Raw genomic sequence first — 14,737 nt, 5'->3', positions numbered from 1 at the left:
TGGACGGAAGCCAAGGCGCGCGCCTTCGCCCGGGCGCGCTGCGGCCTACTTCTGGTAGGCGTCCAGGATGGCCTTGCCGTCGTCGCCGGCACGCTTTGCCCAATCGGCCACCATGGCCTGGCCAACCTTCTGCATGTCGGTGCGCAACTGCGCCGAAGGCGGCTGCACCGTCATGCCGTTGCGCGAGAGCGTCGACAGGTAATCTCGCGTTTTCTGCTCGGACACCTGCCAGCCGCGCTTCTCGGCGTCTGCCACGGCCTTGAGCAGGGCATCCTGGGTCGGCTTGTCGAGCGCCGCTAAAGCCTTCTTGCTGACCACCAGCATGTTCTTGGGCAACCAGGCATCCACGGTGTAGAAGTACTTCACGCTTTCCCACACCTTGGTGTCGACGCCGGTGGCGCCCGACGACATGAAGGAATTGACGGTGCCGGTCGCCAAGGCCTGGGCGAGGTCGGCCGCCTGGATCGTGACAGGCTGTGCACCGACCAGTTCAGCGATGCGCGAGGTGGCCGGATTGTAGGCGCGCCACTTCAGGCCCTTCATGTCCGCGGCCGAGTTCAGCGGCTTGTTGGCGTAGATGCCCTGCGGCGGCCAGGCCACCGCGTACAGCAGCTTCATGCCTTGCTTGTCGAGCAGCTTCTCGGTGACCGGGCGCGAGGCTTCCCACAACTTGTACGCATCGGTGTAGCTGGTGGCCAGGAACGGCACGGCGTCGACCCCGAACACCGGGTTCTCGTTGGCCAGCGTGGACATCAGCACTTCGCCCATCTGCACCTGGCCGGTCTGCACGCCACGCTTGATCTCGTTGGCCTTGAGCAGCGATCCGTTCGGGTGCAGCACGATCCTGAGCTTGCCGCCGGTGGCCTTTTCCACATCGTTGGCCATCTGCTGCAGGTTTTCGGTATGCAGGTTGCCGGCCGGGTAGCCGGTGGGCAGGTCCCACCTGGTGTCCGCCTGTGCCGCCATGGCGGCCAGCGCCAGGCCGGCCGCAACGAATGCCTTCGCTCGCATCTCGATCTCTCCCGGTGTGCGCGCCTTCGGCGGCGCGTGTTGTACAGCTGGGTACAGCTGGTGTACTACCTGGTGCCGGCCTGGCCTCCCATGCAAGGGTGGCCAGAGGCCGGCGCAAGATCACTGGCGCGGCGGCTGGCTTATTCGTCGCGCACGGAAGGCTGCACGATGCTTTCCAAGGCAAGGGCCGTGCCGATCAATTGCGCATCACGCATGGGGCCATGGGACAGCATCAACCCCACCGGCAGTTCGTCGGGTGCATGGCAAGGCAGCGAGATCGAGCAGCCGTCGAGGAAGTTGAAGGCCGAGGTATTGCGAAGCAGCAGCGCGTTGGTGCGGAGGAACAAATCGTCGTCTGCGCGCAGCGGTTCAATGGCGGGAGCGACCATCGGCACCGTCGGGCAGAGGACGGCATCGAAGCGCGCGAGGCGGGCTTCCACGCGTGCAATCCAGTCGATGCGCGCGCGGGCCAGATCGACGTAGTCCGCAGCGCCCATGGCCGCGCCGCGGTCAATGCGCATGGCAACGCGCGGGTCGTACATGTCGCGCCGCGTGGCGAGTGTGTGGCGATGGATGGAAAAGGCCTCGGCCGCGCTGAAGCCGCCTGCGGCGTTCAGGCCCGGGAGTTCGGCCAGTTCAGGCAGGTCGGTGTGCTCCAGTTGCACGCCGGCGGCCGACAATCGGCCCAGCGCACGGTCGAACGCGCGAGCGACCACGGGGTCGAGGTCGTCCAGCAGCACCTGGCGCGGGATGGCCAGGCGAAGCGCCGCGGGGGCGGGAGCGCTTGGCACCAGCGCGTTGTCGGCAATCACACTGTCCACCAGCAGGCAGTCATTGACCGTGCGAGCCATCGCACAGGCGGTGTCCAGCGTGTAGGACAATGGAAAGGCGCCGGTCAGCGGTACGCGGCGCGTGGTCGGTTTGAACCCGGTCAGGCCGCACAGCGCTGCGGGAATTCGGATCGATCCGCCTGTGTCGCTGCCGAGCGCCGCGACCGCCAGCCCGAGTGCCACCGAAACGGCCGCACCCGACGACGATCCTCCGGGGATGCGGGCGATACCATCGGCGCTTGCCGGGTTCACCGGCGTGCCGAAATGGGGATTGATGCCCACGCCCGAGAAGGCGAACTCGGTCATGTTGGTGCGCCCGACCAGGGCCGCACCGGCCTGGCGCAGGCGTGCGACCACGGTGGCGTCGGCCGTCGCCGGGGCAGCGTCGTGCCGCACCGCGGAGGCTGCGCGCGTGACCTCGCCGGCCACATCGAAGAGATCCTTGACCGAAACCGGCAAGCCGGCCAGAGGGTGCAGCGCTTTGCCCACACGGCCCGCCGCGTCGGCGGCGCGGGCGGTCTGGAGGGCGGTATCGAACGTGCTATGCAGGAAGACTGCCTGGGCGCACGGCTGGGAGGCTGCATCGGCAGCGGCTTCGATCAGCTCGGCGCGGCTTACGGCGCCTTCGCGCAGACGGGCATGCAGTGTGTTGAGGTCAGGAAGCATCGGTGGCGTGGAGGCGGGCAGGGTGCGCACTGGCTCCAGGCGTGCCGCCGTCCGAGCCCTGCCTGTTCTTGTCAGGCACTCATGCTCATAATTTGCCGATAAACTGTCAAGCCAAAATTAGCGGGATCCGCACATGGGCAAGACCCGGCGGCCCCCGAACAAGGTAGCAAGGAGTATTCCTCATGGCACGCAAGCCCGCCGCGCCCGGTCCGGTCCCCGAGTCGGATCTTGCCTCCGCGCCGGACACCGCCCCCACCAGTCCCGTCACCTCGCTGTCGCGCGCCGCGGGCACCAACATCGTGTCGTCGTCGCACCTGGTGTCGGTGCGCAGTCCCGAGCTTTCGGAGTTCGAGTTCGGCCTGAACACTGCGTATAACGCCTACAGCCGCTGGGTGGTGCGTTGCATGGGCGCGGCCGGCGTGCGCGACCTGACTTTCCTCGATGTGCTGGTGGTGCACCATGTCAACCATCGCGGCCGCGCCAAGCGGCTGGCCGATATCTGCTTTGTGCTGAACGTGGAGGACACCCACCTCGTCACGTATTCGCTCAAGAAACTGCAAGGGCTGGGGCTCGTGACCGGCGAGCGCATCGGCAAGGAGGCCACGTATTCGACCACACCAACCGGCGCCGAAGCCTGCGCGCGCTACCGTGAAATCCGCGAGCAATGCCTGACCAGCAACTTCACCGAAGGCAGCCAGGAAAATGCCGAGATCGGCGAACTGGCGCGCCTGCTGCGCGTGCTGACGGGACTCTACGAACAGGCGGCGCGCTCGGCTACGTCACTCTGACCGCCGGAAGCGGGGTGCAAACGCTAAAAGTGCCGCATAAGCATTATCACGGCAGGCCGTAACACGGGATTGCCCTGATGGCGCAGTGCAAAATCCGGGTGCCGGCAAGGTACAATAGCGGTTTCCCGCCGGTCGGCGCCCCATGCAGCGGCGCCGGCAAGCAGCAGCCCCTACCTCCTACGCCTCCCGACCGCTACGATCATGGCGCATTTTTCGTGCTTCCCCGGCGCTTTGGCGCTTTCCGCCTTCCGCCAGCAACGCCTGCTCACCGCCCTGCGGCAGATCGACACCGATATCGAATCGGTGCACGGCCAGTTCCTCCATTTCGTGGATTCGGACGCCGCGCTGTCCACTGAAGACCAGAGCCGCATTGCCGCGCTGCTGACCTATGGCGCCCCGTTCGCCGAGCAGACCGAGGGCGACCGCTTTGTCGTGATTCCCCGTTTCGGCACGATTTCGCCGTGGGCCAGCAAGGCGACGGATATCGCGCACAACTGCGGTCTCACGCATGTGCACCGCATCGAGCGCGGCATCGAGATCACCGTAATCTGCAAGAAGGGCCTGCTGCGCGGGCGCAAGTCGCTGGACGCCGGCACGCGCGCCGCCGTCGCCGCGCACCTGTTCGACCGCATGACCGAAGCCGTGGTCGCCACGCGCGAGGACGCCGCCGGCCTGTTCCAGGAACTGCCGGCCAAGCCGCTGCGCTTCATCGACATCTCCAGCGGTCGTGACGCGCTGGCCGCTGCCAACGTCGAGATGGGCCTGGCGCTGTCCGAGGACGAAATCGACTACCTGATCGACGCCTACGCCAAGCTCGAGCGCAACCCGACCGATGTCGAACTGATGATGTTCGCGCAGGCCAACAGCGAACACTGCCGCCACAAGATCTTCAACGCCACGTGGACGATTGATGGTGTGCAGCAGGACAAGTCGCTGTTCGCGATGATCCGCAACACGCACCAGCTCAATCCGCAGGGCTCGATCGTGGCCTACTCGGACAATTCGGCGGTGATGGAAGGCGGCGTGGCCGAGCGCTGGTTCCCGCGTGGCGACGCGCACAAGTACGGCCGCCACGAAGCGCTGACGCACACGCTGATGAAGGTGGAGACGCACAACCACCCGACCGCGATCTCGCCGTTCCCGGGCGCCTCGACTGGCGCCGGCGGTGAAATCCGCGACGAAGGCGCGACGGGCCGCGGCGCCAAGCCGAAGGCTGGCCTGACCGGTTTCACGGTGTCCAACCTGATGCTGCCCGAGGCTGTCGAGTCGTGGGAAAACGACCGCGACGCCGCGCAGCCGGTGGCGCACCGCAACCCCGACGACAAGCCCGGCGTGACCGGCAAGCCGGACCGCATCGCCTCGCCGCTGCAGATCATGATCGACGGTCCGCTCGGCGGCGCCGCGTTCAACAACGAATTCGGCCGCGCCAACCTGGGCGGCTACTTCCGCGTCTACGAGCAGAACGTCGGCGGCACCGTGCGCGGCTACCACAAGCCGATCATGATCGCGGGCGGCATCGGCAACATCGATGCCTCGCACACGCACAAGAACGAACTGCCGGCGGGCACGCTGCTGATCCAGCTGGGCGGTCCGGGTATGCGTATCGGCATGGGCGGTGGTGCCGCCAGCTCGATGGCGACCGGCACGAACACTGCCGACCTGGATTTCGACTCGGTCCAGCGCGGTAACCCGGAAATGGAGCGCCGTGCGCAGGAAGTGATCAACGCCTGCTGGCAGCTTGGCGACGAGAACCCGATCCTGTCGATTCACGATGTCGGCGCGGGTGGCATTTCCAATGCATTCCCTGAAGTGGTCGACGGCGCAGGCCGTGGCGCACGCTTCGATCTGCGCAAGGTGCACCTCGAGGAATCGGGCCTGTCGCCGGCCGAAATCTGGTGCAATGAATCGCAGGAGCGTTACGTGCTGGCCATCGCGCCGGACAGCTTCCCGAAGTTCCAGGCCATGTGCGAGCGCGAGCGTTCGCCGTTCGCCGTGGTCGGCATCGCCACCGAAGAGAAGCAGCTGCAGCTGGTCGATTCGCATGTCGACGCCGCGCTCAAGGAGCACTACACGGTCGACATGCCGATGGACGTGCTGCTGGGCAAGCCGCCCCGTATGCACCGCGATGTAACGCGCGTCGAGCAGTCGCTGCCGGCCGTGGACGTCACGGGCATTGCGCTGGACCAGGCCGTGCGCGACGTGCTGCGCCACCCGACCGTGGCCAACAAGTCGTTCCTGATCAGCATCGGCGACCGTACCGTGGGCGGCATGAACGCACGCGACCAGATGGTCGGCCCGTGGCAGGTGCCGGTGGCCGATGTGGCCGTGACTACGCTCGACTACAAGGGCAACGCCGGCGAGGCGATGACCATGGGCGAGCGTACCCCGCTGGCGGTGATCAACGCGCCGGCCTCGGGCCGCATGGCGATCGGCGAGGCGCTGACCAACCTGGCTGCGGCGCCGGTCACGGACCTCGGCAAGGTCAAGCTGTCCGCCAACTGGATGGCCGCGTGCGGCGTGGAAGGCGAGGACGCGAAGCTGTATGACACGGTCCATGCCGTCGGCATGGAGCTGTGCCCGGCACTCGGCATCAGCATTCCGGTAGGCAAGGATTCGCTGTCGATGCGCACCAAGTGGCAGGACGAAGGGGTGGCCAAGGAAGTGGTGGCGCCGGTGTCGCTGATCATCTCTGCGTTTGCCGCGGTCGACGATGTGAACCGCACGCTGACGCCGCAACTGCGTACCGACGCGGGCGACACGGTGCTGATCGGCATCGACCTGAGCCGCGGCAAGAACCGCATGGGCGGCAGCATCCTGGCGCAGGTCACGCAGCAGGTCGGCGACAGCGCGCCGGACGTAGACAGCGCCGAGGACCTGAAGAACTTCTTCAACGTGATCCAGCGCCTGAACCGCGAAGGCAAGCTGCTGGCCTATCACGATCGCTCCGACGGTGGCTTCATCGCCACGCTCGCGGAAATGGCGTTTGCCGGTCATTGCGGCATCTCGCTGAACGTCGACATGCTGGCGCTGGATCCGCAGCAGGAACAGGACTTCGGCGACGCCAAGAACTGGGCCCAGCAGATTGCCGAACGCCGTAACGACCAGACGCTGCGCGCGCTGTTCTCGGAAGAGCTCGGTGCGGTGGTGCAGGTGCGCATGCAGGACCGCGACACGGTGTTCGCCGTGCTGCGCGAAGCCGGCCTGTCGGCCTGCAGCCATGTGGTGGGCAAGCCCAACACGACCGACCAGATCGAGATCTATCGCGATGCCAAGAAGGTGTTCGGCGCGTCGCGTACCGACCTGCAGCGCAACTGGAGCGAGGTGAGCTGGCGTATTGCGCGCCTGCGCGACAACCCGGCGTGCGCGGACAGCGAATACGATCGTCTGCTCGACGCTGCCGATCCCGGCATAAGCCCTGTGTTGACGTTCGACGTGGCCGAGGACATCGCCGCTCCGTTCATCGCAACTGGTGCCCGTCCGCGCGTGGCGATCCTGCGCGAGCAGGGCGTCAACTCGCAGATCGAGATGGCATACAGCATGGACCGTGCTGGCTTTGACACGCACGATGTCCATATGAGCGACCTGATCGCGGGCCGCGCCAATCTGGCTGACTTCACCGGCTTCGTAGCCTGCGGCGGCTTCAGCTACGGCGACGTGCTGGGTGCGGGTGAAGGCTGGGCCAAGACCATCCTGTTCAATGCGCAGATGGCAGAGCAGTTCGCGGCCTTCTTCAACCGCCAGGACACCTTCGCGCTGGGCGTGTGCAATGGTTGCCAGATGATGAGCAACCTCGCGCCGATCATCCCGGGTGCCGGTGCATGGCCGAAGTTCACGCGCAACCAGTCGGAGCAGTACGAGGCGCGTTACGTCACGGTGGAAGTGCAGCAGTCGCCGTCGATTTTCTTTGCCGGCATGGAAGGCAGCCGCATTCCTATCGTCGTTGCGCATGGGGAAGGGTTTGCTGATTTCTCGCAGCAGGGGGATATCGGGCAGGCGAATGTGGCATTGCGGTTCGTGGACAACCACGGTGTGGTTACGCAGACTTATCCTTTGAACCCGAACGGTTCGCCGGATGGTATTACCTCGGTGACGACGACCGATGGCCGCTTTACCGTGCTGATGCCGCATCCGGAACGCGTGTTCCGGTCTGCGACCATGAGCTGGGCGCCGGATGCCTGGAAGCAGGTCGCTGACGGGGCTAGCCCGTGGATGCGGATGTTCCGGAATGCTCGGAAGTGGGTGGGGTGATGATGGGTTGGGGGCGGGTTTGTCGGTGATGGCCTGCTCTTTGTTCTTGGCAGGCGCCGCGGTTTCGCCGGCGTAGCCGGCGGGCTCTGGTTGAGACCGGGTTATCGTTCTTGGCAGGCGGCGCTGTTTCGCCGGCTACGCCGGCGAGTCACTTTTTGTCCGAGCGACAAAAAGTAACCAAAAAGCGCGTCGTTGCCGCTGGCCATCAATTCCACGGCGGCAGTCATTCGAACGGCTTTGGACGCCTGCTACGGTGGTCAGTGGTTCGACCCTGCTACGCCATGTGAGTCAGAACCTGTGCCTGGCGCGGCACGGCGTTTGGACGATCCCCAAGACGGACTCGGGTACAGCGTTTCAATAGCCTCAGCGGTGGGACGCCTTCGGCTGCGCTGCGCGCACGTCGTCGTCTGGATGCAAGCTCATCAGCGTCGCCGGCGCACGAGTCCCAATTTCCTATCTCCGCGCGCATGCAAGCGCGGCATCTTCACCCGGGCCTGGTTTGCCCTGGGCCTGCGCGCTCAGACTAGGGCTCTGCGCGTAGCGCAGCCGAAGGCGATTGTGCGATGCCGTTGGTAGCAGGGGCCACGAACGCTTGCAGGGCTCGTTCAATCAGCGCTGTATTCCCACTCACGGTGGTGCCCCACGCGGCAGGCAGCGTAAATCACTCTGAAGCCCATACCCGTACAACACCCTTGGCACACTACGATAAAAATTCGCCCCTTTGGGGCAACCAAAACGCGTTTTTGGTTACTTTTGTCGCTCGGACAAAAGTGACTCGCCGGCTACGCCGGCGAAACCGCGGCGCCCGCCAAGCACGACATAAAATCAATAAACAAAGACCCTATTCCCCCTCAATAGGCGCCATCAATCGCGAACTCCAGGACGCATAAGCAAACCGCAACAACCGATGCGGATCACAATCCTGAAGGGGAATAATCTCCCCGCGCGATTCCTTGTAAGCCACCACCGCCCGAAGAATCTTCTCAGGCGCATAGCGGTCACGGAGGGGGAGGTAGTGGTGGAGCGTGCGCCACCCGGGGGCGGCGCCGTCAAGCGATGCCGAGGCAAGCGCGCAATAGCACATGCCCCGGGAATAGAGATACCAGAGTTGCCAGTAGCCGGTCTGTGGCTCCACGCTGCTGCTTCCTTCTAGTCTGCAGCCCGGCGGGGGTACCGGCCTGCAACGTTACTGGATCTTGGCCTTGTCCTTGAGCGACTTCATCATGGCCTGGAACTGTTCGCGCTGCCAGTTCTGGTCGCCCATCATCATCTGCATGAGCTGCGGCTTCACTTCTTCGAAGCTAGGGATCTTCGCGTCGCGGGTGTCGACGAGCTCGATGATGTGCCAGCCGAACTGGGTCTTGACCGGCGTATCGGTCATCTGCCCCTTCTTCAGAGTAGTCATGGCCGCGGAAAATTCCGGCACATAGCTACCGCTGTTGGCCCAGTCGAGGTCACCGCCATTGGCAGCCGAACCCGGGTCCTTGGACGAGGCCTTGGCCATGTCCTCGAACTTGGCGCCGCCCTTGATCTTGGCAATGATGGCCTTGGCGTCGGCTTCCTTTTCGACCAGGATGTGGCGGACGTGGTATTCCTTGCCGTTGCCGAACTGCGACTTGATCTTGTCGTACTGCTTGCGCAGTTCGGCGTCGCTGGCGCCGTGGGTCTTGACGTAGTCTTCGAACACCGCGCCGGCGAGCACGTTCAGGCGGGCCTGTTCCAGTTGCTCCTGAATGTCGTCGCGCTGGGTCAGGCCGCGCTTGTTGGCTTCCTGCACCAGCAGTTCGCGGTCGATCAGCATGCTGCGCGCACGGTCCCGCAGTTCCGGGTTGGCGGGCTGGCCGGTGCCGGCGATCAGCTTGTCCAGCTTGGCCGAGGGAATGGCCTTGCCATTCACGACAGCGGCATTCTGGGCGGCTGCGGGCAGGCTGCCGGCAGCGAGCACAGCCGCCAGGCTGAACGAGAGGACGGTGGTCTTCATGGAATCAGGTCTGAGAGTTGCTGGAAGAACCGCGTGAAGTTTCGCGGGATTGAAATTCTTGATCGGTGAACGCGGTCACGGCCAAAGCGTGGATCTGCGTGGGGAACAGACCGCGCAGCGCATCATACACCATGCGGTGCCGCGCAACGCGGGTGTGACCCGTAAAGCGCTCGCTGACGATGGTCACATCATAGTGGCCACCGCCGGATGCCGCGCCGGCGTGGCCCGCGTGCAAGGCGCTGTCGTCGCGCACGACGAGATGGCTGGGGGCGAGCGCTTCGCGCAGCATCGCCTCGATAGTGGCGGGATCAGCTGCCATTTGGATTCCTCGGGGATTTTTGAGGCGTAGCCGGACACCCGGCCACGCCAAGGGAACGCATCAATCCTGCGCGTTTTCCTGCATGTGGCGCGACAGCCAGACGCTTTGCGCGATGATGAAGACGAGCATCAGCCCCATACTGCCGAACAGCTTGAAGTTCACCCAGGCGTCGGTGGAGAACTGGTACGCCACATAGAGGTTCAGCACCCCCATGGCGGCAAAGAAGCCGGCCCAGGCAAGATTGAGGCGCGCCCAGACAGCGTCAGGCAACGTGACCTGCTTTTCCATCATGGCGCGGATCAGGTTCTTGCGCCAGCCGATCACCGAGCCCATCAGCGCTGCCGTGAACATCCAGTACAGGACGGTCGGCTTCCACTTGATGAAGGTCTCGTTGTGCAGCACCAGCGTGGCACCACCGAACACGCCGATGATCAGCAGGCTGATCCACTGCATCGGCTCGATCTTGCGATGGCGCAGCCATACCCAGCCGATCTGGACCAGCGTGGCGCCGATGGCCACTGCGGTGGCGGTATAGATGCCGGCCAGCTTGAAGGCGGCAAAGAAAAGGATGACCGGGAACAGGTCGAACAGGAATTTCATGCAGGAATGACTCTGGTTGGCGGACCTGGCTGTGCGCCCGGCCCGCGGGCCGGCTGCACGGGCCAGGCGCGTGTGCGTCAGCCGTCGCGCTCAGCCGGGGCGCGATCGTCGAATTTTAGCGCAGCCGAGTTGATGCAATAGCGTAGTCCGGTCGGAGCCGGGCCATCTTCGAATACATGGCCCAGATGGCTGCCGCATTCCTTGCAGCGGACCTCGACGCGCACCATGCCGTGCGTGTGGTCGGTGTGCTCGGCAATCACCTCACCGTTGATGGGCCGGAAGTAGCTGGGCCAGCCGCAGCCCGCGTCGAACTTGGTGGCCGACTCGAACAGCGGCGTGCCACAGCCAACGCATTTGTAGATGCCGTTGTCCCAGTGATCCCAGTAGCGGCCCGTGAACGGGCGCTCGGTCGCGGCTTCGCGCGCGACGCGGTATTCGATGTCGGAGAGTTGCTCGCGCCACTCGGCTTCGGTCTTGCTTGTGGTCATGCTCAATCCTTTCGGTAGGGGGCTGGCTTTGTGCCGGCCTCACGCATTGGTCGCGGCCGTGGCCCGAACCTTACACCAGCGCCGGCAAGTGTGCCGGGGCTGGTATTGCGGCGGTCAGGACGAACAGCTCACTTCCAGGCCGCCCGCCCAGTCAGGCGGCAGCGCGGCGTAGGCTTCGGCCTCCGGCTGTTCGTCAAACGGGCGCGACAGCACGGCCAGCAGGCGGTCCACTTCGCTGAAATCCTTTTCGCGCGCGTGCCGGATGGCGATCTCGGCAAGATGGTTGCGCAGCACATACTTGGGATTCACCGCCAGCATGGCGATGCGCCGGGCTGCATCATCGGACTGTTCCGCGCGCAGGCGGTTCCGGTAGCCTTCCGCCCAGGCGTCCCACGCGGCACGGTCGAGGAACAGGTCGCGCACCGGCGCATCGCCGGAGCCATCTGCCGAAGAGATGCGGGCGAGGTTACGCCAGAACAAGGTGTAATCGACGCGTTGCTCGTGCAAGAGCTGGAACAGGCTCGTCAGCAGCGGCTCGTCTTCCTTGTCGCCGCCGGTGGGCATGCGCAGGCCAAGCTTGGCGCGGTAGTGGCGGAAGAACTCGCTCGCATAGCGGTCACGGAACGGGTCCAGCGCTTCGCGCGCCTGCGTCACAGCGGCTTCGCGTGCGGCCTCGTCGGCGCCCGGCTCCAGCCATAGCGGCAGCAGCGCCTGGGCCAGGCAATGCAGGTTCCAGAACGCGACCTGCGGCTGCTGGCTATAGGCGTAGCGGCCCTGCGTGTCCGAGTGGTTGCAGATGTGGTTGGCGTCGAATGCGTCGAGGAATCCGAACGGGCCATAGTCGACGGTCAGCCCGAGGATCGACATATTGTCGGTATTCATCACGCCATGGCAGAAGCCGATCGCCTGCCAGTGCGCGACCATGTCGGCGGTGCGCAGCGACACCTCGCGCAGCAGCGCCTGGTAGGGTTGCGCGGCTTCGCGGCAGGCCGGCATGAAATTGTCGATGACGAAGTCGGCAAGCTGGCGCAGGGCGGCCACGTCTTCATGCGCGGCGAAGTGCTCGAAGTGCCCGAAACGGATGAATGTAGGGGCCAGACGCGTGACCACGGCGGCAGTCTCGATGGTCTCGCGCCGCACAGGCGCATCCGAGCCGATGATGCTCAATGCGCGCGTGGTCGGCACGCCGAGCGCTGCCATGGCTTCCGAGCACAGGTATTCGCGGATCGACGAGCGCAGCACCGCGCGGCCGTCGGCCATGCGCGAATAGGGCGTCAGCCCGGCGCCCTTGAGCTGGATTTCCCACGGGCCGGTATCGGTCTGCGCCTGCGCCAGCCGGATCGCGCGCCCGTCGCCGAGCTGTCCGGCCCAGACGCCGAACTGGTGCCCCGAATACACGGTGGCCAGCGGGTCGGCCCAGTCAGGGACACTGTTGCCGGCAAAGGCTTCAATGAAGGCCGGCTCCGAAGCTGCCTCCACCGGCATGCCAAGCAGCGCCGCCGCGTCCGGTGCCACGCTGACCAGATAGGCCGACGGTAATGGCGTGGGACGCAATCGCGTGAAGAAGCGCTCGCCCAGTTCGGCGAAGCCGGGCATGGTCGGAAAGGGCGCGCTCAGCGTTGCACCACTATCGGTGGCGTCGCGCGGGGTGGTCTGAGAAGGATGGGTATCGGACATTGTCTGGGGGCGAGCCGCGCGGCGACGGATTCAGGGGTGGCAGGGGATGCCGCGCGTGGCAGTGCAGCGCCGGCATGCCGCAGCGCCCGGAAGTGCGCTTGCGTGCTAGGGAAAACGACATGTTGAGACGCAACATGGCACGCAGTATTGTACTTCCACATCCGGATCTGGCCCGCCAGGCTGCCTTGCCACACGCAATGTTCTTCCCATTGATTGCGTTGATGAATCCGGTGCATGAACTCTCGCAGAATTGCGGCCCCGAATACGGCAGTGCACAACGGAATCTCGTTGACGTGGTTTGAGTGCATGGGAACAATCGCCAAAAAATAGAACGATTGTTCGTTTTCAGACGACAAATATTAAAATTCAGGAGACTGTTTCATGGCATTGATGGGTCAAATGATGAGCGCGCCGCTGCTCATTTCCTCCATCATCCGGCACGCCGCCCGTTACTACGGCAGCACCGAAATCGTCTCGCGACGTACCGAAGGCGACCTTCACCGCTATACCTATCGCGATTGCGAGCTGCGCGCGCGCAAGGTGGCGCAGGCATTGACCGCGCTCGGCGTACAGCAGGGCGAGCGCGTCGGCACGCTGGCCTGGAACGGTTACCGCCATCTGGAGATCTACTACGGCGTGTCCGGCATGGGCGCCGTCTGCCATACGGTCAATCCGCGCCTGTTCCCCGAGCAGATCGCCTATATCGTCAACCACGCCGAAGACGGCTATGTGTTCTTCGACCAGACCTTCCTGCCGCTGGTGGAAGGCGTGGCGCCGCATTGCCCGAACGTGAAGGGCTGGGTGCTGATGAGCGACCGCGCGCATATGCCGGCCGAATCCAAGGTGAAGCTGCTGTGCTATGAGGACCTGATCGACGCGCAGGACGGCAACTACGAGTGGCCTGAGTTCGACGAGAACCTCGCATCGAGCCTTTGCTACACCTCCGGCACGACCGGCAATCCCAAGGGCGCCTTGTACTCGCACCGCTCGACGGTACTGCATTCCTACGCGTCGGCGCTGCCCGATGCGCTGGGCTGCTCGGCGCGCGACGTGATCCTGCCGGTGGTGCCGATGTTCCACGTCAATGCGTGGGGCTTGCCGTATTCGGTGCCGCTGGTCGGCGCCAAGCTGGTGTTCCCGGGCCCGAAGCTGGACGGCGCATCGCTCTACGAACTGTTCGAGCAGGAGAAGGTGACGTTCTCCGCCGGCGTGCCGACCGTGTGGCTGGGGCTGCTGCAGTACGTGCAGGGCAACAACCTGAAGTTCTCTACATTCCGCCGCACGGTGATCGGCGGCTCGGCCGCGCCGCCCGCGATGATCCGCGCGCTCGAGGCGCTGGATGTCGAAGTCATCCACGCCTGGGGCATGACGGAGATGTCGCCGCTGGGCACCTCGTGCAAGCTGCTGGCCAAGCATGAGGAACTGTCCGATGCCGACCGGCACAAGATCCTCGAGAAGCAGGGCCGCGTGATCTATGGCGTCGACATGAAGATCGTCGATGGCGACGGCAACGAAATGCCATGGGACGGCAAGGCCTTCGGCGACCTGATGGTACGCGGGCCCTGGATCATCGATCGCTACTTCCGCAATGACGCGAACCCGCTCGTCGATGGCTGGTTCCCGACCGGCGACGTGGCCACCATCGATGAGGATGGCTACATGCAGATCACGGACCGCAGCAAGGACGTGATCAAGTCCGGCGGCGAATGGATTTCGTCGATCGATATCGAAAACGTGGCCGCGGCCCATCCGGCCGTGCACATGGCCGCCTGCATTTCCGTGTACCACCCCAAGTGGGACGAGCGCCCGCTGCTCGTGGTGGTGAAGAAGCCCAACGCCGAAGTCAGCAAGGAAGAGTTGCTGGCGTTCTTCGAAGGCAAGGTCGCCAAATGGTGGATTCCTGACGACGTTGCGTTCGTCAGCGAAATCCCGCTGACCGCTACCGGCAAGATGCAGAAGCTCAAGCTGCGCGACCAGTTCAAGGACTACCGCCTGCCGGCAGCCTGAGGCGGAACGGGCATCCGCCACGTCGTGCCTGCTTGCGGCACGGCGCTGGCGGGGCAGCCGGGCGAGCAACAACAGGGTCCGCCCGGCAAGCCGCAATCGACGACAAGCCTACGACAAGAGTG

At 64.8% G+C, this 14,737-nt stretch carries 11 protein-coding genes; 4 read left to right on the top strand and 7 right to left on the bottom strand.

The annotated features are described in order from the left end of the window. Window positions 1-45 precede the first annotated feature (45 nt). Both KHO41_RS09255 and KHO41_RS09250 read right to left on the bottom strand, forming a co-directional pair. Entirely contained in the window at window positions 46-1,011 is a 966-nt protein-coding gene (locus KHO41_RS09255; RefSeq protein ID WP_211952993.1) for a TRAP transporter substrate-binding protein, read from the bottom strand. 140 nt (window positions 1,012-1,151) lie between these two features. Continuing rightward, window positions 1,152-2,507 (bottom strand): amidase, encoded by a 1,356-nt coding sequence (locus KHO41_RS09250; protein WP_211953077.1) that lies wholly within the window; start codon window positions 2,505-2,507, stop codon window positions 1,152-1,154. Between the two features lie 182 nt (window positions 2,508-2,689). Here KHO41_RS09250 and KHO41_RS09245 point away from each other — a divergent pair, with 182 nt between their 5' ends. Together KHO41_RS09245 and purL are read left to right on the top strand one after the other, a co-directional pair. Next, window positions 2,690-3,295 (top strand): winged helix DNA-binding protein, encoded by a 606-nt coding sequence (locus KHO41_RS09245; protein ID WP_211952992.1) that lies wholly within the window; start codon window positions 2,690-2,692, stop codon window positions 3,293-3,295. Window positions 3,296-3,496: 201 nt separating this feature from the next. Further along, complete coding sequence (gene purL, locus KHO41_RS09240; protein ID WP_211952991.1) at window positions 3,497-7,543, top strand: phosphoribosylformylglycinamidine synthase; 4,047 nt, start codon at window positions 3,497-3,499, stop codon at window positions 7,541-7,543. A gap of 1,186 nt (window positions 7,544-8,729) precedes the next feature. On the opposite strand, the gene KHO41_RS09235 is transcribed toward purL, so the two are convergent. The 5 genes from KHO41_RS09235 to KHO41_RS09215 all read right to left on the bottom strand — a co-directional run bounded on the left by KHO41_RS09235 (window position 8,730) and on the right by KHO41_RS09215 (window position 12,608). Further along, window positions 8,730-9,524 (bottom strand): peptidylprolyl isomerase, encoded by a 795-nt coding sequence (locus tag KHO41_RS09235; RefSeq protein ID WP_211952990.1) that lies wholly within the window; start codon window positions 9,522-9,524, stop codon window positions 8,730-8,732. Between the two features lie 4 nt (window positions 9,525-9,528). After that, window positions 9,529-9,843, bottom strand: a complete 315-nt coding sequence (locus KHO41_RS09230) for a BolA family protein (RefSeq protein ID WP_211952989.1) — start codon at window positions 9,841-9,843, stop codon at window positions 9,529-9,531. A gap of 60 nt (window positions 9,844-9,903) precedes the next feature. After that, window positions 9,904-10,443 carry a septation protein A gene (locus tag KHO41_RS09225; protein WP_211952988.1) on the bottom strand — a complete coding sequence of 180 codons (540 nt, stop codon included), beginning with the start codon at window positions 10,441-10,443 and terminating at the stop codon, window positions 9,904-9,906. Between the two features lie 77 nt (window positions 10,444-10,520). Then, the gene (gene msrB, locus KHO41_RS09220; RefSeq protein WP_211952987.1) at window positions 10,521-10,931 is read right to left on the bottom strand and encodes a peptide-methionine (R)-S-oxide reductase MsrB; all 411 of its coding nucleotides are present in this window, start codon (window positions 10,929-10,931) and stop codon (window positions 10,521-10,523) included. A 114-nt stretch (window positions 10,932-11,045) separates the two neighbouring features. Then, window positions 11,046-12,608 (bottom strand): protein adenylyltransferase SelO, encoded by a 1,563-nt coding sequence (locus tag KHO41_RS09215; protein WP_211952986.1) that lies wholly within the window; start codon window positions 12,606-12,608, stop codon window positions 11,046-11,048. Between the two features lie 74 nt (window positions 12,609-12,682). Here KHO41_RS09215 and KHO41_RS09210 point away from each other — a divergent pair, with 74 nt between their 5' ends. Together KHO41_RS09210 and KHO41_RS09205 are read left to right on the top strand one after the other, a co-directional pair. Then, entirely contained in the window at window positions 12,683-12,910 is a 228-nt protein-coding gene (locus tag KHO41_RS09210; protein ID WP_211952985.1) for a hypothetical protein, read from the top strand. 79 nt (window positions 12,911-12,989) lie between these two features. Continuing rightward, on the top strand, window positions 12,990-14,615 hold the full coding sequence (locus tag KHO41_RS09205) for a 3-(methylthio)propionyl-CoA ligase (protein WP_211952984.1): 1,626 nt from the start codon (window positions 12,990-12,992) through the stop codon (window positions 14,613-14,615). Window positions 14,616-14,737: the final 122 nt, after the last annotated feature.

The organism is Cupriavidus numazuensis, from assembly GCF_905397435.1.
GTDB lineage: Bacteria > Pseudomonadota > Gammaproteobacteria > Burkholderiales > Burkholderiaceae > Cupriavidus > Cupriavidus numazuensis.
The sequence above is the reverse complement of the archived record's forward strand: the minus strand, read 5'-3'. Positions and strand labels throughout refer to the sequence as shown.